At 62.1% G+C, this 19,320-nt stretch carries 20 protein-coding genes; 16 read left to right on the top strand and 4 right to left on the bottom strand.

Translation table 11 applies throughout. The features are described 5' to 3' along the window. Nucleotides 1-110: 110 nt before the first annotated feature. A complete protein-coding gene (locus JS533_RS06260; RefSeq protein ID WP_241513581.1) occupies nucleotides 111-515 on the top strand; it encodes a hypothetical protein in 405 nt (134 codons plus the stop codon). Nucleotides 516-565: 50 nt separating this feature from the next. On the opposite strand, the gene JS533_RS06265 is transcribed toward JS533_RS06260, so the two are convergent. Together JS533_RS06265 and JS533_RS06270 are read right to left on the bottom strand one after the other, a co-directional pair. Then, nucleotides 566-1,381, bottom strand: a complete 816-nt coding sequence (locus tag JS533_RS06265) for a Cof-type HAD-IIB family hydrolase (protein ID WP_241513582.1) — start codon at nucleotides 1,379-1,381, stop codon at nucleotides 566-568. 132 nt (nucleotides 1,382-1,513) lie between these two features. Continuing rightward, nucleotides 1,514-2,440 (bottom strand): serine hydrolase domain-containing protein, encoded by a 927-nt coding sequence (locus JS533_RS06270; protein ID WP_241513583.1) that lies wholly within the window; start codon nucleotides 2,438-2,440, stop codon nucleotides 1,514-1,516. 334 nt (nucleotides 2,441-2,774) lie between these two features. On the opposite strand from JS533_RS06270, the gene JS533_RS06275 reads away from it, so the two are divergent. From JS533_RS06275 to JS533_RS06340, 14 genes are all read left to right on the top strand, one after another. After that, a complete protein-coding gene (locus JS533_RS06275; RefSeq protein ID WP_241513584.1) occupies nucleotides 2,775-3,728 on the top strand; it encodes an ABC transporter permease in 954 nt (317 codons plus the stop codon). Between the two features lie 12 nt (nucleotides 3,729-3,740). After that, on the top strand, nucleotides 3,741-4,652 hold the full coding sequence (locus JS533_RS06280) for a carbohydrate ABC transporter permease (protein ID WP_241513585.1): 912 nt from the start codon (nucleotides 3,741-3,743) through the stop codon (nucleotides 4,650-4,652). 30 nt (nucleotides 4,653-4,682) lie between these two features. Then, nucleotides 4,683-6,311 (top strand): type 2 periplasmic-binding domain-containing protein, encoded by a 1,629-nt coding sequence (locus tag JS533_RS06285; protein ID WP_241513586.1) that lies wholly within the window; start codon nucleotides 4,683-4,685, stop codon nucleotides 6,309-6,311. 86 nt (nucleotides 6,312-6,397) lie between these two features. Next, entirely contained in the window at nucleotides 6,398-7,744 is a 1,347-nt protein-coding gene (locus JS533_RS06290; RefSeq protein WP_241513587.1) for a glycoside hydrolase family 30 protein, read from the top strand. Next, nucleotides 7,741-8,346 (top strand): DUF624 domain-containing protein, encoded by a 606-nt coding sequence (locus JS533_RS06295; protein WP_241513588.1) that lies wholly within the window; start codon nucleotides 7,741-7,743, stop codon nucleotides 8,344-8,346. Before JS533_RS06290 ends, JS533_RS06295 begins: the two co-directional genes overlap by 4 nt. Before the next feature lie 82 nt (nucleotides 8,347-8,428). Continuing rightward, entirely contained in the window at nucleotides 8,429-9,142 is a 714-nt protein-coding gene (locus JS533_RS06300; RefSeq protein WP_241513589.1) for a TetR/AcrR family transcriptional regulator, read from the top strand. A gap of 171 nt (nucleotides 9,143-9,313) precedes the next feature. Continuing rightward, on the top strand, nucleotides 9,314-10,012 hold the full coding sequence (locus tag JS533_RS06305) for a GntR family transcriptional regulator (RefSeq protein WP_241513590.1): 699 nt from the start codon (nucleotides 9,314-9,316) through the stop codon (nucleotides 10,010-10,012). Nucleotides 10,013-10,276: 264 nt separating this feature from the next. Then, nucleotides 10,277-11,638, top strand: coding sequence for a PTS sugar transporter subunit IIC (locus tag JS533_RS06310; RefSeq protein WP_241513591.1), 1,362 nt, complete (start codon nucleotides 10,277-10,279; stop codon nucleotides 11,636-11,638). Nucleotides 11,639-11,809: 171 nt separating this feature from the next. Next, nucleotides 11,810-12,109 (top strand): PTS sugar transporter subunit IIB, encoded by a 300-nt coding sequence (locus tag JS533_RS06315; protein ID WP_241513592.1) that lies wholly within the window; start codon nucleotides 11,810-11,812, stop codon nucleotides 12,107-12,109. Nucleotides 12,110-12,166: 57 nt separating this feature from the next. Beyond that, nucleotides 12,167-12,493: a PTS sugar transporter subunit IIA gene (locus JS533_RS06320; protein WP_241513593.1), complete on the top strand. Its 327-nt coding sequence runs from the start codon at nucleotides 12,167-12,169 to the stop codon at nucleotides 12,491-12,493. A gap of 33 nt (nucleotides 12,494-12,526) precedes the next feature. Continuing rightward, entirely contained in the window at nucleotides 12,527-13,963 is a 1,437-nt protein-coding gene (locus tag JS533_RS06325; RefSeq protein WP_241513594.1) for a 6-phospho-beta-glucosidase, read from the top strand. Nucleotides 13,964-14,006: 43 nt separating this feature from the next. After that, a complete protein-coding gene (locus JS533_RS06330; RefSeq protein ID WP_241513595.1) occupies nucleotides 14,007-14,267 on the top strand; it encodes an HPr family phosphocarrier protein in 261 nt (86 codons plus the stop codon). Then, a complete protein-coding gene (gene ptsP / locus JS533_RS06335) occupies nucleotides 14,267-15,895 on the top strand; it encodes a phosphoenolpyruvate--protein phosphotransferase (RefSeq protein ID WP_241513596.1) in 1,629 nt (542 codons plus the stop codon). Before JS533_RS06330 ends, ptsP begins: the two co-directional genes overlap by 1 nt. A 3-nt stretch (nucleotides 15,896-15,898) precedes the next feature. Further along, nucleotides 15,899-16,837 (top strand): chitosanase, encoded by a 939-nt coding sequence (locus JS533_RS06340; RefSeq protein WP_241513597.1) that lies wholly within the window; start codon nucleotides 15,899-15,901, stop codon nucleotides 16,835-16,837. Nucleotides 16,838-16,891: 54 nt separating this feature from the next. Here JS533_RS06340 and JS533_RS06345 read toward each other — a convergent pair whose 3' ends face one another. Further along, a complete protein-coding gene (locus JS533_RS06345) occupies nucleotides 16,892-17,533 on the bottom strand; it encodes a tyrosine-type recombinase/integrase (RefSeq protein ID WP_241513598.1) in 642 nt (213 codons plus the stop codon). On the opposite strand from JS533_RS06345, the gene JS533_RS06350 reads away from it, so the two are divergent. Then, nucleotides 17,532-17,993 carry an ATP-binding protein gene (locus JS533_RS06350; protein ID WP_241513599.1) on the top strand — a complete coding sequence of 154 codons (462 nt, stop codon included), beginning with the start codon at nucleotides 17,532-17,534 and terminating at the stop codon, nucleotides 17,991-17,993. The two genes, JS533_RS06345 and JS533_RS06350, sit on opposite strands and share 2 nt — an antisense overlap. 607 nt (nucleotides 17,994-18,600) lie before the next feature. Here JS533_RS06350 and JS533_RS06355 read toward each other — a convergent pair. Further along, nucleotides 18,601-19,293: a hypothetical protein gene (locus JS533_RS06355; protein ID WP_241513600.1), complete on the bottom strand. Its 693-nt coding sequence runs from the start codon at nucleotides 19,291-19,293 to the stop codon at nucleotides 18,601-18,603. Between the last annotated feature and the right edge of the window lie 27 nt (nucleotides 19,294-19,320).

A 19,320-nucleotide genomic window follows, 5' to 3' on the forward strand; every position in this document is an offset into this window, starting at 1 on the left:
CGTCATGATTACCCTCGATTCCAACGCCGATACAGCGATTGAACCGCACCCAAGGACCGACGATGGTCGCGCAAGGATAATCACGCAAGACAGCGGAAAGGAGACCTGCGATGGCGAAGCGCACCAGCAGGAAAGCGCGCAACGAATGGGTACGACAGGCTCTCGAAACCCATCGGGCGCAGCTCAGGGAACGCGAGATCCGTACCGCAGCCCTCTACGACGCGATCACCGCGTTTATCAAAGCGCTCGACACCGCACGCCCGCTCATCCAGGACTTCACCAGAGACTACGGGGTGCCCCGCAGTGAGATCGGCAAACAGTTCGGGCTCACTCCACGTCAGCTCAGCGCGCTATTCGAGTCACCGCATAAGGACGTCCGATCTCCCGGCGCTTCGACGCACGATGATGGAGAGGGGCAAACCGAGCGTATGGCGGGAACGGTTGCGGCAGAAACGCCGGACTTTCCCCATCTTCCGCCGTGCGGGTTTGCTCCATACCTTGACGATTGCACGTGAAAGCGGCACATATACGCAGCAGTCTTCGTCTCAAAACATATGGTGGCGCGTCAGCGGAGCAGTTGGCGCAGGGCCGCCGCGAGACCGTTGTTGTCGACGTTCGGGGCGATCATGTCGGCCGCCGATTTGACGGACGTGGTGCCGTTGCCCATCGCCACGCCAACACCGGCGGCCTGGATCATCTCAAGGTCGTTGTCGCTGTCGCCGATGGCGATCGTGTCGGGCAGCGGAACGCTGAGCCGTTGCGCGACCTTCATGAGTGCGGTGCCCTTGTCCACTCCGGGGATGAGGATTTCGCCGTTGTCGTCGCTGGAGGCGTTGATGGATCCGTGGATGATGGTCGCGTAGCCGGAGAGCTCTTGTTGTACGTTCTCCACGGTGAGGCTGCCGTCCTCGGGAACGTAGAACGTGCCTTTGCGCACCGGCGGCAGAGGAGCGGAATGGTCGGCGATGGTGTGCCAGGCGGCACGCATCTGCGGATGTCGCAGCAGTCTGCGCCATATGCCGAGCCGGTACAGGTAGCGTTCGGTGGCGTGCATGCCGTCGGGGCAGTGCCAGGCGTATGGCATGCCGTGCGCGGTGAAGAACGAGGTCGCCCTGCGGACCGATTCGGCAGGCATGCGTTCGTCGATGATGGTCTCGCCGTCGAGTTCGGCGCATGCGCCGCCGTCGGATACGATGCCGTCGAATCCGAGTGCGAGTACCGGCGGATCGATGTCCAGCGCCGCGCGGCCCGAACAGATGAACAGCCGATGTCCGGATTGCTGCGCCCGTCGGCATTCCTCTCGCGCGGATTCGGGAATGCGGTGGCTGCTGTCCAGCAGCGTGCCGTCGATGTCGATGAATACCAGTTTGGGGTTGCCCATGCGCGTGTCCTCCCGTGGAATGCCGACTGCGATGTCCTGACTGCGATCACCCTCCCCATAGTATAATTCATTCGAATGAATTTGCGCAAGGGGTTGCGCCCGTCGTCGGACGCCAACGGACGCGACCGCAATTTACAGTCGAAGCGCCTCGGCCGTACTGTCCAGCATGATGTCGTTGATCTTGCCCGAATCGGGTTCCATCGCCATGATGCAGATCACGGTTTCCCGGTCGGGGACGACGAGACAGTATTGGCCGTATCGGCCGGCGCAAAGGAAGGAGCCCGGCCACGGTGCCATCCAGAACTGATATCCGTATCCGTACGAGTGGTCTGAGGTGTGATCGGGGTCGGTGTCGATGTGCTTGGTCGTCGCCTCGCGGACGCATCGCTCGTCGACCAGATGCAGGTTGTTGAAAGTTCCGTTTTGGCAGAGCATCTGGCCGAAGTTGCCGAGTTCGTCGATGGTGAGGTATAGGCCGTTGGCGGCGTAGACGTGGCCTTGCGGGCATAGCGTCCAGTCCGGGTTGCCGATGCCGAGCGGTTCAAAGAGTCGGTTGCGCAGGTAGTTGAGCAGGTTCTGACCGGACCGCCGTTCCACGATGCAGCTGGCAATGTAGGTATTGAAGTTGCTGTACAGGAACCGCGTACCCGGCTGGTACGCGAAGTCGGCGCGGAAGAAGTACGAGATCCAGTCATGGACTCGGTAGCGGTCCTCGTCCTCCGAGAAGAACAGCGGATCGCGCAGTCCGGAGCTCATGGTGAGCAGGTCGCGCACGGTGACGGTCTGGAGGTTGGCGCTGGGATTGTCGGGGACGTATTCGGGCAGGGCGTCGCATATGCGCTCGTCGAGTTCGGTCAGCCCCTCCTGGATGGCCATCCCCACGCCGATGGAGGCGACGCTCTTGCTGACGGAGTACATGTTCAGCCTGGTCTTGCGCGGCAGCCGATGCAGGTCGGCGGTGATCTTGCCGGCACGCCTCGTTTGTATGTAGTACACGTTCAGGCGCTGCTCCTGCGTGCGGGACGCGATGAGATCCGCGATGCGTGCGGTTTCGTCCATGATCGGTTTCCTTTCATTCGTCGATGACGGCCGCCGGCTTTCGGCCGAAGGCTTGGGTGGATGCTCCCTGCGTCGCTTCAGACCGGCCCTCCAATATGTTACTGAGAGTAAGTATATATTATTTTTCTCAGAATGACGTATGAGGTGTATGAAATACTGATATTTCAACGAAAATACGCGTTTTTTAGACCGGTGTCACGAATTTGACTTTTACTGACTCTGAGTAATATACTTTCGATCATTGGAGAGCGGCGGACACCCCTCAACGGAGAGCGGCACCACGGAAGGTGCGGCGCTGCCGTCGCGCATCCACCCAACAAGAAAGGACAGGGACATGGCGGTTGCGGAACGACGCACGTCGTCATCGCCGGCAGAACGGTTCGCTCGCTGGTGGCAGGGATTCTTCTACCAGTGGCAGCTGCAGATCATGGTGCTGCCGGGCATCATCTTCATGATCGTGTTCAACTACATCCCGATCTACGGCCTGGTGCTGGCGTTCAAGAACTACACCGTGGTGGACACCATCGGCGACGCGCCGTGGGTCGGACTCGACAATTTCAGGATCATCCTCGGCGACTCCTATTTCTGGGATTCCGTCGTTAACACACTGGGCATCAGTGTGATCAAACTGGCCCTCGGATTCATCCTGCCGATCATCCTCGCCGTGATGATCTACGAGGTGCCGTGGGGGCCGTTCAAGAAGATCGTGCAGACCATCACGTACCTGCCGCACTTCTTCTCGTGGATCATCCTCGGCGGCATGCTGATCAGCTGGCTGTCTTCCAATGGCCTGCTCAACTCGACACTGCATGTCTTCGGCATCGACGCGGGGGCGAACTATCTGCTCGACGCCGACAAGTACTGGGGCATCGCGTCGCTGTCCGACGTGTGGAAGGAGGCCGGCTGGGGCACGATCCTCTATCTGGCCACCATGGCCGGCATCGACCAGAGCCTGTATGAGGCGGCCGAGCTCGACGGCGCGTCGAAGATCAAGCGCATCTGGCACATCACGCTGCCCGGCATCAGTAATATGATCACGCTCAACCTGATCCTGTCGGTCTCGGGCATCCTCAACTCGAACCTCGATCAGACGCTCGTGCTCATGAACTCGCAGAACCAGGCCAAGGCCGAGGTCATCAACTCGTACGTCTACCGCATGGGCATGACGCAGGGCGACTTCTCCTACGCCACCGCCGTGGGACTGGGAATCTCGGTCATCTCCGCGATCCTGCTGGTCGTCACCAACACGGTCACCAAGAAGATCAACGACAACCAATCGGTACTGTAAGGAAGCAGCATCATGGCACAAGACAAGTCCAAGCCGTTCGGCGCGCTCGACGCCAAGCGCCGCATCCACCACTCCTCACGCACGTTCGACGTGGCCAACTGCGTCCTGCTGGTCATCTTCACGCTGCTGATCGCCGTGCCGGTGTGGAACATCGTCGTCGCCTCGTTCTCCGCCTCCGGTTCGACAGGCGGCTTCGCGCTGGTCCCCGACAAATTCACGCTCGACAACTACAAGGCCGTGTTCACCGACAACGGCATGTGGAACGCGCTGTTCATCTCCATCGCGAAGACCGCGGTCGGCGTGGTCGCGCACACGCTGTTCTGCGCGCTGTTCGCCTATCCGATGAGCAAGGCCTATCTCAAGGGACGCAAGCTCTATTCGGCAATGGGCATCATCACCATGTTCTTCGGCGGCGGCATGATCCCCACGTTCCTGCTCATCAAGTCGCTCGGCCTGCTCGACACGTTCTGGGTGTACATCATCCCTGCGCTGTTCAGCTACTACGACGTGATCATCCTGATGAACTTCTTCCGCCAGATCCCCGAATCGCTGATCGAATCGGCGAAGATCGACGGTGCGAGCGAATGGCGCATCTTCTCCTCGATCATCCTGCCGCTGTCCATGCCGGGCCTGGCCACGATCGGCCTGTTCCACGGCGTCGCCCAGTGGAACGACTTCATGACCACGAAGCTGTACGTCAACAACGAGGCCCTCTACCCGCTGCAGATGCGCCTGTACAACATCATCATGCAGTCGCAGGCCGCGTCGGAGAACGGCAACATGGCCGCCACCGTGCTCGACACCACCACGCGCGGCGTGCGCCTGTCGACCATCATCATCACGATCGTGCCGATCCTCGTGCTCTATCCGCTGGTGCAGCGCTACTTCGTCGGCGGCACGATGCTCGGCGCGGTCAAGGGCTGAGACGTCACCAAGGCATCAAGGAGCAAAGCAATGAAGCGTAATCGCATCACACGAACCCTCATCGCGGGCCTGGCCGCTGCCGCATTGGCCCTTCCGCTGGCCGGCTGCGGCGTCGACAACGCCTATACCACGAACACGGTCGACGCATTGCCCGACCCCACGTACACCGTCTCCACGGACAAGCCCGCATGGCAGTCCGACACATCCAAGGACAACACGCTCACCTGGTACGTGAACGCCGACTGGTGGAACAAGTCGTTCGGCAACGACCTGATCACCAAGAAGATCAAGAAGGACCTCAACGTCGACATCAAGTTCGTCACGGGCGACGACACCAAGCTCAACACGTACTTCGCCGGCGGCGATCTGCCCGACGTGATCACCGTGTTCGACAGCACGTCGCGCGTCGCCAAGGCCGCGGCGAACTGGTCGTACCCGCTGCAGGACCTCGCCGCCAAATACGATCCGTATTTCACCAAGGTCGCCAAGCAGGAGACGCTCGACTGGTTCAGGCTCTCCGACGGCAAGACGCACGGCTACCCCTCGTACTCCAACACGTCCGAGGACTACAAGTCCGGCATGATCCACACCTCGCAGGCGTTCGTCATCCGCAAGGACGTGCTCGCCGCCATCGGCGACCAGGACTTCACCACGCCCGAAGGGTTCATCGCCGGCATGAAGGCGATCAAGGAGAAGTTCCCCGACCTCGTACCCTTCGGATTCAACGACTTCAGCGGAGGCAACAGTTCGCTCGACACCGTGCTGCAGAACATGCTGGGAGTGCCCACCCTGAGCGACGACGGCACGTTCTACGACCGTCAGATGGACGAAGACTACCTGACTTGGCTCAAGGCGCTGCGGCAGGTGCACAAGGACGGCAACATCTCCGACGACAGCTTCGCCGACGACGGCGACACCTTCAAGGAAAAGGAAAGCACCGGCAAATACGCGACCATGCTGCTCACCAGCTTCGTCGGCCAAAGCGCCCCGCTGCAGCAGTGGGCGTCGAACGACCCGGCCGGACAGTACGTCGCCATCGACGGTATCCGCAGCACCAAAGGGCGCAAGCCGACGCTGAGCGAGACCGGCCTGAGCGGCTGGACCGTCAGCTACATCACCAAGCAGTGCAAGAACCCGGCCAAAGCCATCCAGATCTTCACCTACCTGCTGTCCGACTACGGCGAGATGCTCGTGAACTACGGCATCGAAGGCGAAACGTATACGACGAACGCCGACGGCACCGTCTCATGGACGCCCGCCGCTGACAAGATCCGCCTCAACGACTCCGAGAAATGGCAGAAGGAATACCGCATGGGCGAGTTCGTGCTCTTCGGCCACGACCGGTATAAGGCGCTCAACAAGGACTCCTTCGCCGACGCCATCAAGCAGTTCCAGGAGCACAACCAGCAGTACCTGACCCCGCAGTACGAGATCGAGAACATCGCGCCGGACGCCGGCACGCTGGAGGCCCGTTCGTATTCGGCCATCACGACCAAATGGTCGTCCACGCTGGTCTCGCTCATCCGCGCCGGCTCGGACAAGCAGTTCGACAGGCTCGTCGACCAGTACAAGACGTTCCTGAAGAACAACGACATCGACGCCATCAACGCGATCCGCAACGAGAAGATCAAGCAGAACGAAAAGCTGCTCGGCGAATGACCGGGACGCCCGCTCTCCCGCGGGTCCCACCCGACATCCGCATCCGACATCCGCATCCGACATCCGCATCCGAAGAAGAGGAACCCATGCGCACCATGTATCTGACAGACGGCCCCAAGCATATGTTCGAGCCGATCGACGGGACCGACCCCGGTGCCGCCGACGTGACGATAACGGCCGATCCAACCCATTCCTACCAGAGCATCGACGGATTCGGCGCGTCGTTCACCGACGCATCCGCACATCTGATCGATCAGGTGCTCGACGAGGAGGACCGCGCGACCGCGATGTCCAGACTGTTCGACCCCAAGCTCGGCATCGGGCTGTCCCTGCTGCGTAACCCGATGGGAGCCTCGGACTACGCGCGTACGATCTACAGCTATGACGACATGCCGGACGGACAGCGCGACGAGAGTCTCGATCGTTTCTCGATCGGACATGACCTCGAAAGCATCCTTCCTCTGACCACATGGGCCATGGAACTCAACCCACGGCTCAGACTCATCGCCTCGCCGTGGAGTGCGCCGGGCTGGATGAAGACCAGCGGCTCCATGATCGGCGGCGAGCTCAGGGAGGACTGCTACGAGGCATACGCCCGATACTTCGTGCGTTTCCTCCAGGCATACGCCGAACAGGGTGTTCCGGTGTTCGCCGTAACGCCGCAGAACGAGCCGTTGTTCGTCCCTGGCCATTATCCGGGCATGCTGTTCCCGGCCGACCGGGAGGCCCGCTTCGTACGCGACTTCCTGCGCCCCGCCCTGTGCGACGCGGGTCTCGAAACGCGTGTGCTCGGATACGACCACAACTGGGACCGCGTCGACTACGCGTTCGACCTGCTTGATGCCGCCGAAGACGCGTTCGATGGCATCGCCTGGCACTGGTACGGTGGCCGCGCCGTCAGCCAGTCCCGCGTCGCCTCGCATTTCCCCGCCAAGGACGTGTACTTCACCGAAGGTTCCGGTGGTGAATGGATCCCGGAATTCGAGCCGGCGTTCAGCAACCTCATGCGCACCGGCATCGACATCCTGCGCAACGGCTCCAAATCGTTCATCCTGTGGAACCTCGCGCTCGACGAACACAACGGCCCGGTCGTGCCCGGCTTCGGCCGCAGCACCTGCCGCGGTTTGCTGCGCGTCGATCGGCGCACTCGGACGGCAGAGTACATGTTGGACTATTACGGTCTGGCCCATTTCAGCAAGTTCATCCGCCCCGGCGCGGTGCGCATCGGCAGTGACCAGAACGGTGGCGTGCGTTCGCTGGCCTGCCGCAACGAGGACGGGTCCGTGGTCGTCGTGCTGTTCAACGACTCCAATCATGATGCGCGGGTGGGCGTGGACGTCGTCGGCGTGGCCGGTCCGTCCCGCACGGTGTCGCTGCCGTCCAAGGCGGCGGCGACCGTGGTCTGGGACGACGCGGATGATGGTGCACGATGAAACTGTTCTCCATTGACGGCAAGCTGTATCAGGTGCTGGAGCAAATCTGGCAGGTGATGGAGCTGAGCCTGCTGTTCCTGCTGGGATGTCTGCCGGTCGTCACGATCGGCGTGAGCGCGACGGCGATGTTCCGCACTCGGTTCGACATGATCGAGGAGGGGGACGTGCCCATCATGTCCCGCTTCTGGTCGGCGTACCGGAGGGATTTCGGACGGGCGGTCGCCATGTGGCTGAGCGTGATCGCCGGATTTGCCGCGTTGCTTGGCGCGTACTGGGGCGTCGCCGCACTGACCGGCGGCAGCCAGTACGCGCTGATGCCGCTGGTCGTGGTCGGCGCCGTGTGGATGTTGACATGCGTCAACGTGTTTCCGCTGCTCGCGCTCCGATCGGGGCAGAGCCTGCCGCTGGCCGTGTTATTTCGGGAGGCCGTCTCGCTGGGGCTGGGGCACGTGCTGCAATCCGCGCTGATGGCGTGCGTGTTGCTGGCCGCCGCGCTGTCGGTGATGTTCGTGCCATGGCTGCTGCTTGCGGCGGTGTTGTTCTTCCCGGGTCTGACCTGCTATGCGAGGGCATGGCTCGTCCGCTGGGCGTGCGCGGAGTGATATGGTCGTTGCAGGTTCGATCCCGCCGGTGAATGTCGTATGGAACCGTATAGAAAAAACCATGATTGTGAAGTAGGTCATCATGCAGGAACATGTGCAGGGCGGCGCTCAGGAGCGCCAGGTCAAGCCGCGTAAGCACCGTCCCGAAACCGAGCAGAAGCGGCGCGAGATCATCGCCGCCGCCGCCGAGGTGTTCGGGGAGAAAGGATTCAACGACGGCACGCTGGAAGAGATCGCCGAACGCACCGGCCTTACCCGGGCCGGCGTGCTCCATCACTTCGGATCCAAACGCGCGCTGCTTATGGAGGTGGTGAAGAACAGGGACGTCTCCGGCGGCGTGCAACGCGAACGGGCGCATGTCGACCACGGCGAGGACTGGTTCCGTCACCTTGCCGCCACCGCCGACGACAATGCAAAGCACCCAGGCATGGTGCGGCTGTTCACCATGGTGTCCGGCGAATCGGCCGTGGAGAAGAACGCCAGCATGCCGTATTTCCGGGACCGCTACCGGGATCTGCGCAACGACCTGATGGCCTCGTTCGTCCAAATGGCCAAGGAGCGCAAGGCCACCATCAACATGGCGGAGGCCGAGATGGCAAGTTCCGCCATCATCGCGGTCATGGACGGTCTGCAATACCAGTGGCTGCTGCAGCAGGGCGAGGGCGACGGCGAAACGGCGAATTCGCCGGAGGGCGACGGCGTCGCCATCGACCTCGCGGAGTACACGCGCTACGCCATCAACGTGATAGTCGCGGCCGTGCTCGAACACCATGACGACCCGCCACTGATCCAATGACCGGCATGTCGTGGACGGTCTTCGCGGCAGACGTGATTCATGCGAATGACTCGCAGGACGTTCGGACATCGGGGTGCCCAGATGTTCGAATGAATACGAGTCATGCGATACGATGGCTATCGTATACCGCGTCGACATGGCGCGATGGAACGATGCGATTGCGGAGGTCGTATGAAGTACCGCGAGCTGGCGAAGATCCTCAAGGTGGAGATCGACAAGGGCAAGTACCACGACACGGGCAAGCTGCCCACCGAACCCGAGCTCATGGAGCATTTCGGCGTGACACGCTACTGCGTGCGCAACGCCATAGCCCTGCTGGTCGATCTGGGCGACGTGTATCCGGTGCAGGGCAGTGGCATGTTCGTCCGGGAGAACAAGCGGGAGGGATGCCTCAACATCAACAACACGAGGGGCATGACCTCCGAGTTCCCCGGCCACGCCGTGTCCTCCAAGGTGATCAAGCTGGAGCAGCGCGAGGCAGGCAAGGACTCCACGCGGCTCAAGTGCGCCTCCGGCGCCAAGATCTACAGCGTCTCGCGCCTGCGTCTGCTGGACGGCGAGCCGTTCGCCATCGAGTACGCCCTGTATCTCAAGGAGTTCGTGCCGTACCTCAACGAGGAAATCGCCAACGGATCCATCTATTCGTACATCCGCGAGGACCTGGGGCTGATTCCCGGCTTCGCCGACAAGCTGATGTACGCGCGCAAGCTGGACCACGGCCAGGCTGATCTGCTGGGACTGTCCGCCGGAGACCCGGCCCTGGTGGTCGAGGACGACGCGTATCTGTCCAACGGGCGGCTGTTCAACGCGGGTACGGTCTACTACCACTACGAGAAGGCCACGTTCTTCAACCTCGCCGATCTGAAGTAGGTCACCGCGCGCGGACGTAACAGACGCGGCCGGATGCGGATGGCCGACGCCGCGACCGCGCCGTCCCGTTGATCCGCGGCGTTCCAATGCGACACGCCGCACCCGATAATCATTCGAATGAATTTGACACAGCCGAATGATTGTCATATATTCTCTTTAAGTCATTCGAATGTTTCCTATCCATCCGAATGACTATTGATCGAAGATGCCGGGCCGGCGCAAAGCCCGCCCGGAACAATCACACCAGTCCGAAGGAGGACGAGAATGAAGGAGTTCGGCAATACACTGCTCAACGGCTTCATGAAATTCGCGACGACCAAGGCGGTCACCGCATTGAAGGACGGCTTCGTGCTCACGATGCCGGCCACTCTGGTGGGTTCACTGTTCCTGCTGCTCGCGAACCTGCCGTTCGAGGGCTACACGGACTTCATGAACAACCTGCTGACCGACAAGTGGAACATCGGCCTGAATCAGGTGTCCGCCGGCACGTTCAACATCCTGGCCATCATCATCGCAGTCGGCATCGGCTACGCCTACGCGCGCAACGAGAAGGAGGACGGCATCTCCTCCGGTCTGCTGGCCCTGGTCGCCTTCTTCATCCTCTCACCGTCCTCGGTGAGCATCGATCACAGCACCGTCGACGCGATCAAGGAGGGTGCCACCGCCTCCGTGTCTGGTGCGATCTCCACCTCGTGGACCGGCGGCAACGGCGTGATCACCGCCATCATCGTCGGCCTGCTGTCCGGCCTGGTGTTCGTCAAGTGCATGAAGCATAACCTCAAGATCAAGCTGCCCGACTCCGTGCCCGAAGGCGTGTCCAACGCGTTCTCCGCGATGATCCCTGGCTTCTTCGTGGTGCTCGGCTCCGCCGTCATTTACCACTTGTGCCAGGCGTTCGGCGGCGTGAGCTTCACCGAGCTCATCTTCAAGATCCTGCAGACCCCGATGCAGAACCTCACCGACAACTGGGCCGGCGCGATCATCATCACCCTGCTCATCTCTATCCTCTTCTGGTGCGGCATCCACGGCCCGAACGTCGTCATGGGCATCATGGCCCCGCTGCTGACCGCAAACTCCGTGGCCAACCAGGCCCTCATGGACGCCGGCAAGGCCGTGACCACCGCCGACGGCGGCCACATCCTCACCCCGCAGATCGTCGACTGCTTTGTCAAGTTCGGCGGCACCGGCATCACACTCGGCCTGCTCATCGCCGGCCTGATCGTGGCCAAGTCCAGCCAGATGAAGGAAATGTCGAAGCTGTCCATCGTGCCCGGCCTGTTCAACATCAACGAGCCGGTCATCTTCGGCCTGCCGATCGTGTTCAACCCGTTCTTCCTGATCCCGTTCATCGTCGTGCCGCTGATCGCCATGATCATCACTTACGGCGCGATGTACATCGGCTTCATGCCCCCGTTCGGCGCCGTCCAAGTGCCGTGGACCACCCCGGTGATCATCTCCGGCTTCCTGCTGGGCGGCTGGAAGGGCGCGCTCATCCAGCTCATCATCCTCGTGATCTCCGTGGCCGTCTACCTGCCGTTCGTCAAGAAGCAGGACCAGGCGTGGATCGCCGAACAGGCCGCCAACGAATCCGATCTCGAGACCGCTGCCGCGGCGGCCAAGGCCTGAGCCGGCGCATCGAACGGCTCCGATCTTCCGATCGGCGACGGTCGGACGACACATGGGAGCCCGGTACGAGCGACCACCCTTGCCGGGCTCCCGCCTTATCAACGCTCACAACACCCATAACAACCAACCGCCCCCACGACCGGTGCGGGGCCCATTGAAAGGAACAACACCATGAAGATCGTACTGTGCTGCAACGCCGGAATGTCCACCAGCATGCTGGTCAAGAAGATGCGCGCCGCCGCCGAGGCCAAGGGCATCGAGGCCGAGATCGACGCCTACCCGATCTCCGAGGTCGAGGAGAAGGCAGCGAACGCCGACGCCGTGCTGCTCGGCCCACAGGTGCGCTACGAGCTCGACCACGTCAAGAAGCTGCTGCCCGGCAAGCCGGTCGAAGCCATCAACCCACAGGACTACGGCATGGTGCGCGGCGACAAGGTACTCGAACACGCCATCGCCATCGCCGCAAAGTAACCCGACACCAACAGACAGACAACCGACAACCAAACGAACGAACCAAGGGTGGTAACAATGGCAGAAGACAACAAGGACTTCGACTGGGAGACCCTCTGCTTCCAGATGATTACGGCCGCGGGAAGCGCCAAATCCGACTACATCGAGGCGCTGCAGGCGGCCAAGGCCGGCAACTACGACAAGGCCGACGAACTCATCAAGAGCGGCGACCAGAGCTTCGCGACCGGCCATGAGCTGCACACCAACCTCGTGCAGCGCGAGGCAGCGGGCGAAAAGATCGAGGTCAGCCTGCTCATGACGCACGTCGAGGACCAGATGATGGCCGCGGAGACCGTCAAGCTGCTGGTCGACGAGCTCATCGCACTGTACAAGAAGTTCAACTGAACCATAAGGTTTTTCAGGAAAAGGAACACAAACATGGGTTTCCCAAGCAACTTTCTGTGGGGTGGCGCAGTGGCCGCCCACCAGCTCGAAGGTGCGTGGAACGAAGACGGCAAGGGCGTGTCCATCGCCGACGTGATGACCGCAGGCGCTCACGGCGTGCCCCGGCAGATCACCGACCGTGTCGAGACTGGCAAGATCTACCCGAACCACTGGGGCAACGACTACTACCACCGCTTCCGCGGCGATGACTCGCTGTTCCAGGAGATGGGCTTCAAGTGCTTCCGCACCTCCATCGCCTGGTCGCGCATCTTCCCTGACGGCGAGGAGGACGAGCCCAACGAGGCCGGACTGAGGTTCTACGACGACCTGTTCGACGACCTCAAGGCCAAGGGCATGGAGCCGGTCGTGACGCTCTCGCACTTTGAGATGCCGCTCAACCTGAGCCTCAAATACGGAGGGTTCACCGACCGCAGGCTCATCGACCTGTTCGTCAAGTTCGCGCTCACCGTCATGGAACGTTACAAGACCAAGGTGAAGTACTGGCTGACCTTCAACGAGGTCAACAACCAGATGAACCTCGAAAACCCGATCTTCGCCTACACCGACTCCGGTATCCGGTTCTCCGAGACGGACACGATCCACGATCGCAAGCGCAAGGTCTGGCAGGCCGTGCACAATGAGTTCGTCGCCAGCGCCCTGGTCGTCAAGCGCGGCCACGAAATCAACCCCGACTTCCGGATCGGCTGCATGCTGGCCATCGTGCCGATCTACCCGGCCACCTGCAACCCCGACGACGTGATGCGCGCCGAAGTCGCCATGCGCGACCGACTCGTGTTCGGCGACGTGTACGTCAACGGCGAATACCCGAACTACGCGCGGAACATGTGGGCCCGTGAGGATGTGGCCCCGCGCATGGAGCCGGGAGACGAGACGGCCATCGCCGAAGGCACGGTCGACTTCATCTCCATCAGCTACTACATGTCGATGGCCCTGTCCGCAGATGCCTCCACTCCCGGCGACTTTGACTCCGGCATCGCCGGCGTGGTGCGCAACACGTATATCCCCGCCTCCAAATGGGGCTGGCAGATCGACCCGGTCGGATTGCGCTACGCGCTGAGCGTCCTGTACGAACGCTACCGCAAGCCGATCTTCATTGTGGAGAACGGCTACGGCGCATATGACACCGTCAACCCGGACGGCACCATCGACGACGACGACCGCATCGACTATCTGCGCGCGCACATCGAACAGGTCGGCAAGGCCATCGACCTCGACGGCGTGGAGGTCATGGGCTACACCGTGTGGGGATGCATCGACCTGGTCAGCTTCGGCACCGGCGAATTCAAGAAACGCTACGGGCTGATCTACGTCGACGCCGACGACGAAGGACACGGCACGTTCGAGCGTCGCCGCAAGAAATCCTTCGACTGGTACCGGAAGGTCATCGCCACCAACGGCGAGCAGCTGTAAATCGCAGTATACGACGCGCGTCAAACGCATAAGGAGCATTATCATGTCTCAGGAATTCACATTCACCGTATCTGACCCCGAGGGCATGCACGCCCGCCCGGCCGGCCTTCTGGTCTCCCAAGCCCAGAAATACGAGTCAAGCATCATCATCACCCGCGACGGCAAGTCCGTGGACGCCAAGCGCATCTTCGGCGTCATGGGTCTCGGCGTCAAGCAGGGCGACGAGGTCAATGTCAAGGTACAGGGCAACGACGAAGCCAAGGCCGCCGCGGAATTCGAGCAGTTCCTCAAGGAGAACCTGTGATGCGGACAATACAGGGAGTCGGGGTTTCGGCCGGTATCGCCATCGGTACGATCCGCGTGCTCGACACCGCCGACCACGCCGTGGAACGTCGCGTGGTCAACGACCCGAAGACCGAAGTGGAGCGTTTCCGCGCGGCACGCGATGCGGCCGTCGCCCAGTTGAAGCAGTTGCGCAACAAGGCCGCCGCCGAACTCGGCGAGGGCAAGGCCGAACTGTTCGACACCCACCAGCTCATGCTCCAGGACCCCGACTACGTGGAAAGCGTCGAGGCCCTCATCACGCAAAGCAAGGTGAACGCCGAGTATGCGGTCAAGAGCACCGCCGAACAGTTCGCCGCCATGTTCGCTGCAATGGACAACTCCTACATGCAGGCGCGCGCCGCCGACGTCAAGGACGTCTCCCGCCGCGTGATCAACGTGCTCGAAGGCAAGCGCGGCGGGGCTGCTGCGGATGACGAAGGCGGTGAGAGTCACATCATTCTCGCCGAGGACCTGGCCCCCAGCGAAACCGTGCAGCTCGACCGCGCCAAGGTCCTGGGCTTCGTGACCGCCAAAGGATCCGCGAACTCGCACACCGCGATCCTGGCCCGCACGATGGGCCTGCCGGCCATCATCGACATCGGCGACGCCTTCGACCCGGACGACGACGGCCACACCGCCGTGATCGACGGCACCAGCGGCATGGCATTCGTCGACCCGGACGAAACGACGCTGGCCGAATACCGGGGCAGGAAGGCCAAGTACGAGGAGCGTCTGCGCCTCCTGCAGGAGCTCAAGGGCAAGCCCACCGAGACCAAGTCCGGCCAGCAGGTCCGCCTGTACGCCAACATCGGCCGCCCCTCCGACGTGACCGCCGTGCTGGCCAACGACGCTGAGGGCATCGGCCTGTTCCGCAGCGAGTTCCTGTACCTGGAGAGCGAGGACTACCCAACCGAGGAATTCCAGTTCGAAGCCTACAAGGAAGTCACGCAGAAGATGGGCGACCGTCTGGTCGTCATCCGCACGCTCGACATCGGCGCGGACAAGCAGGTCGGCTACTTCAACCTGGAGCACGAGGACAACCCCGCACTCGGCTACCGCGCCATCCGCATCTGCCTGACCCGCCCGGAGATCTTCAAGGTCCAGCTGCGCGCCCTGCTACGCGCCTCCGTGTACGGCAACATCGCCATCATGCTGCCCATGATCACCTCGGTCCAGGAAGTGCGCGACGCCAAGCAGATCCTCGACGAGGTCAAGAACGAGCTGCGCGGCGAACACGTCGACTTCAACGAGCACATCCAGGTCGGCATCATGATCGAGACGCCCGCCTCGGTCATCATGGCCGACGAACTGGCCGCCGAAGTCGACTTCTTCTCCATCGGCACCAACGATCTGACCCAGTACACGCTGGCCTGCGACCGGCAGAACCCGAACCTCGGACGATTCGCCGACCCGCACTCGCCCGCCGTGCTGCGCATGATCCGCATGGCCACCGAGGCCGCGCATCGTCACGGCATCTGGTGCGGCATCTGCGGCGAACTCGGCGCGGACCTGAGCCTGACCGACACGTTCCTTGAAATCGGACTCGACGAACTGTCAGTCTCGCCCACCAGCGTCCTGCCCCTGCGCAACGCCATCCGCAACCACTGAACGATGAACGACACCACACCATCGACGCAGGGCAACATCCCTGCCAGCATGCCGGCGCGCGTCGGCATGCTGGCGACCGCGTCCATAGCCGTGATCGTCGCCCTGTCCGGCGCCTGGTGTTCCGCATCGCAGTCGGCCATGCGGCTGCACAATGTCAGAGTCGCCGCATCGCCCGTGCCGACGCAATCCCCACACTCCGCCGACGAGCGGACCATCGCCGCTGGAGACCTGCGCAAGATCGTGTTCGCGTTGGTCTCCAGCGCCGAGAACAGCACCACTGACTACTCCCGGACGTATTCATACATCGAGGACATCGGCGACGGGCGAGGATACACGGGTGGCATCGTAGGGTTCACTTCCGGCACCGGCGACATGCTCGACGTGGTGCGCCGATACACGCGGATCGAACCGGACAACCGGCTCGCGCGGTTCCTGCCCGCGCTGGCCGACGCCAACGGCACCGACACCCACAAGGGGCTGGGTGATGGTTTCACCGCTGCGTGGAAACGCGCGGCCCGTGACCGGAAGTTCATCGAGGCGCAGAACAACATCGTGCACGAGCAATACCTCGACCCCGCCGTCCGGTATGCGCGCAAGGACGGCCTCTCGCCTTTGGGGCAGTACATCTACTACGATGCGTTGGTCGTCCACGGTCCGGGATCCGCGGACGACGGCAGCAGTTTCCAGGCGATCCGCGCCGCGGCGATGCAGACTGCGACGACGCCCTCCCGGGGAGGCGACGAGGCGACCTACCTGCGCGCGTTCCTCGATGCCCGCACCCCGGTGATGCAATCGGAAGAAGCCCACCGCGACCTATCGCGACTGCAGACCCAACTTGGATTCATCAACGACGGCAACTTCCGACTGACACTCCCGTTGCACTGGACGATGTACGGCGACCGGTACGAACTCACCCCGGCCATGCTGCGACGCCTGCCTTAAGGTGTTTTGCGTTTCTCGGGATTGTTGGCAGACGGAGCCGGCTAGCAGCTCGGCTCACTCACGTTCCCGACGTTCGCCGTCGGCCGACATGTCCCGTTCCCTGTAACCGATGACCTGGTTAACCACGGTACGCAAGGTCCGACCGCTGACGGTGATGTAGCCTTGCGTGGTGGACAGACTTTCGTGTCCGAGGATCTCCTTGATGGCCATGACGTTGCCGTTGGAAGTGATGTATGCGGCGGTCGCAAAGCGGCGGCGCAATGAGTGGGGCGGGTAGCCGGTGGCTTCCTTGATGATGCGATAGACGGTGTCGCCGCAGATGTGGTCGCAGACTTTTTCTCCGGGGAACAGCCAACCGGGGCCTCGCCGGCGTATTTCGATGGCCAGCTCGTCGCTGAGCGGCACGATGCGGTCCTTGCCGCCTTTGCCGTGGACGATTAGACTCCAGCCGAATGCGTCGTCGATCAGATCGTCGCCGCGCACCTGTGCGATTTCGGCGCGGCGCAGTCCTGCGTCGGCGGCGAGCCTGATGATCAGCCTCGTGAGCGGATCGCTGCTATCGCGGCCGATGATCACGGCTTGTTCGGGTGCGGCACGCTTCTTGCGGTGTTCGCGCTTGATGGAGGGTAGATCGTCCACCGGATTGTCGTTACGCCTGCCGTTGCGCTGAGCCCATCCGTAGAACGAGGAGAACATGCGCACCACCCGGTACGCGCGCAACCCGAAGATCTGCCATGTGCTCACCGCGTTCGAGCTGGTGCGCGAGCTCAACGAGGGCGTGCACCGCATGTACGAGGAAATGGCCGAGCTCGGCCTGTCCGACCCCGAATACAGCGAACCCAACAACTTCATGGTCAAACTCGTGCTCCGCAATAACATCAGGCAACGCGTGCCCTACCTCAGCGAACGACACGACACGGACCCGTCCATCGTCAACCAGACCGAAATACCCGCCACCGGGCTGACCGGCATCGAGCGTGAAGCACTGACCATTGCCACGGTCGAGGGGAAAGTGACCCCCAAGCGACTGGCTGAAAAGGCGGGAGTGCATTCGCGTACGGCGTCAAGAGCATTGGAACAGCTCGTTCAGCAGGGATTGCTGCACTGGCACGGATCCGGGCCGCGTGATCCCAAGCAGTACTACAACCAAGAGTGACATACTCCGACATGTGTATGTCATAGCATGTCATAGCATGTCATAGTACTTCGGAGTCTTCATGGATAGCGGTACTTGTACACCGATTCCAATTCGAGAGGCAACCGCTGGATGAAAAAGCAAACTGTCGGAGCCACCATCAGACTGGATCGCCGGGACGATTCTAGTGAGAACTAGTGGGAACCTAGTGGGAAGTGCTTCCCACTAGAGAATCGGATCATTGCTCGCCCTGCCTGAGTGGGTAGTACTGGACCTTGTGACGAAATAGCGAGAACGTCAGTCCAAATCTCTCCTGAAGCGAAAGAAGCCGGAGCCCTTGGACTGACCGGCTTGCTTGCGGCCTTTCACGTCTACCGCGGCGACAATCCATGCCCACCTGCGCGGACGCGTTCCCCACGATGCTTAGCGTCCCCGTGGTGGGACTGGATACGTTCCGGGGCTTTGCAACCCCCGACGCCATTCGTATCGGGCGACGGAATCCTTTTACGTGTGGAGGCCAGCACGGCAAGTATGGGTGCAAACGACTTGCCCGCGCTTGCACCATCCAGCGTAACAGCATGCACCGTCGCCCATATTCCGGCCAATCAGCCCGAAGCCCAAAGCAACGTCAGAACCCGGCCTGCCCCGACGGGGCCGACTTGTCCAAGACCAGCAGGTATTGGCCGTTTTCTTTGTACTTGGGCTTGGGGTGGGCCGCAGAAGAACCACCCCTGGAAGCATCAGCCCCAGAAGACCCGCCCGCAAACCAGTCGCCCGCAGAGGCATCATCCACACGGACCCGCGACCCGGAAATCAGCAGGGTGATGCGTCGCGCCCGTCCCCGGAGCCGGGTCTCATCGCTGCCTGCGGGATACGCGAACACGCTGATCTTGCGATCCCCCGCCGCCGGACGGAACAGGATGGTGCGCACCGTTCTGGGCATCCGCTCATCATGGTCATCGTCGTAATAATCGTTGCCGCCGACGATTTCGTATCCCTGCGCGACGAACGCCGCCGTGTCCGCTCCGACCAGCCCGTCCGGCATGTGGACCCGATGCCAGAGGACCTGCAGCCGCGCCACCACCTTCGATATCACGAACGCCAATGCCATGAACCCCAGCATCACAGGAGTGTGCTCCTTCGGATGAGTCGCCAGTTCGTGCGTGGCCGGAACGACCAGCAACGTCACCACGATCACCGTCCAGCACGCGACGAAGCACAGCGCCGCCGGGATTCCCGACCAGGGTTTGACCCGGTTCCACGCCTCTTGTGCCGCGTCCTCGGTGGCGTCCACGGCGTCCGCCCGCATATCCGCATCCATGATTCGATTATGCCGATCCTTGCGTGC

Source organism: Bifidobacterium amazonense (assembly GCF_018555435.2).
GTDB lineage: Bacteria > Actinomycetota > Actinomycetes > Actinomycetales > Bifidobacteriaceae > Bifidobacterium > Bifidobacterium amazonense.

Coding starts and splice junctions, on each gene's coding strand:
- JS533_RS06260 (WP_241513581.1), top strand. CDS start 111: ATGGCGAAGCGCACCAGCAGGAAAGCGCGCAACGAATGGGTACGACAG.
- JS533_RS06270 (WP_241513583.1), bottom strand. CDS start 2,440: ATGGACGAAACCGCACGCATCGCGGATCTCATCGCGTCCCGCACGCAG.
- JS533_RS06285 (WP_241513586.1), top strand. CDS start 4,683: ATGAAGCGTAATCGCATCACACGAACCCTCATCGCGGGCCTGGCCGCT.
- JS533_RS06305 (WP_241513590.1), top strand. CDS start 9,314: ATGAAGTACCGCGAGCTGGCGAAGATCCTCAAGGTGGAGATCGACAAG.
- JS533_RS06275 (WP_241513584.1), top strand. CDS start 2,775: ATGGCGGTTGCGGAACGACGCACGTCGTCATCGCCGGCAGAACGGTTC.
- JS533_RS06310 (WP_241513591.1), top strand. CDS start 10,277: ATGAAGGAGTTCGGCAATACACTGCTCAACGGCTTCATGAAATTCGCG.
- JS533_RS06320 (WP_241513593.1), top strand. CDS start 12,167: ATGGCAGAAGACAACAAGGACTTCGACTGGGAGACCCTCTGCTTCCAG.
- JS533_RS06280 (WP_241513585.1), top strand. CDS start 3,741: ATGGCACAAGACAAGTCCAAGCCGTTCGGCGCGCTCGACGCCAAGCGC.
- JS533_RS06300 (WP_241513589.1), top strand. CDS start 8,429: ATGCAGGAACATGTGCAGGGCGGCGCTCAGGAGCGCCAGGTCAAGCCG.
- JS533_RS06350 (WP_241513599.1), top strand. CDS start 17,532: ATGCGCACCACCCGGTACGCGCGCAACCCGAAGATCTGCCATGTGCTC.
- JS533_RS06290 (WP_241513587.1), top strand. CDS start 6,398: ATGCGCACCATGTATCTGACAGACGGCCCCAAGCATATGTTCGAGCCG.
- JS533_RS06340 (WP_241513597.1), top strand. CDS start 15,899: ATGAACGACACCACACCATCGACGCAGGGCAACATCCCTGCCAGCATG.
- JS533_RS06325 (WP_241513594.1), top strand. CDS start 12,527: ATGGGTTTCCCAAGCAACTTTCTGTGGGGTGGCGCAGTGGCCGCCCAC.
- JS533_RS06295 (WP_241513588.1), top strand. CDS start 7,741: ATGAAACTGTTCTCCATTGACGGCAAGCTGTATCAGGTGCTGGAGCAA.
- JS533_RS06265 (WP_241513582.1), bottom strand. CDS start 1,381: ATGGGCAACCCCAAACTGGTATTCATCGACATCGACGGCACGCTGCTG.
- ptsP (WP_241513596.1), top strand. CDS start 14,267: ATGCGGACAATACAGGGAGTCGGGGTTTCGGCCGGTATCGCCATCGGT.
- JS533_RS06345 (WP_241513598.1), bottom strand. CDS start 17,533: ATGTTCTCCTCGTTCTACGGATGGGCTCAGCGCAACGGCAGGCGTAAC.
- JS533_RS06355 (WP_241513600.1), bottom strand. CDS start 19,293: ATGGATGCGGATATGCGGGCGGACGCCGTGGACGCCACCGAGGACGCG.
- JS533_RS06330 (WP_241513595.1), top strand. CDS start 14,007: ATGTCTCAGGAATTCACATTCACCGTATCTGACCCCGAGGGCATGCAC.
- JS533_RS06315 (WP_241513592.1), top strand. CDS start 11,810: ATGAAGATCGTACTGTGCTGCAACGCCGGAATGTCCACCAGCATGCTG.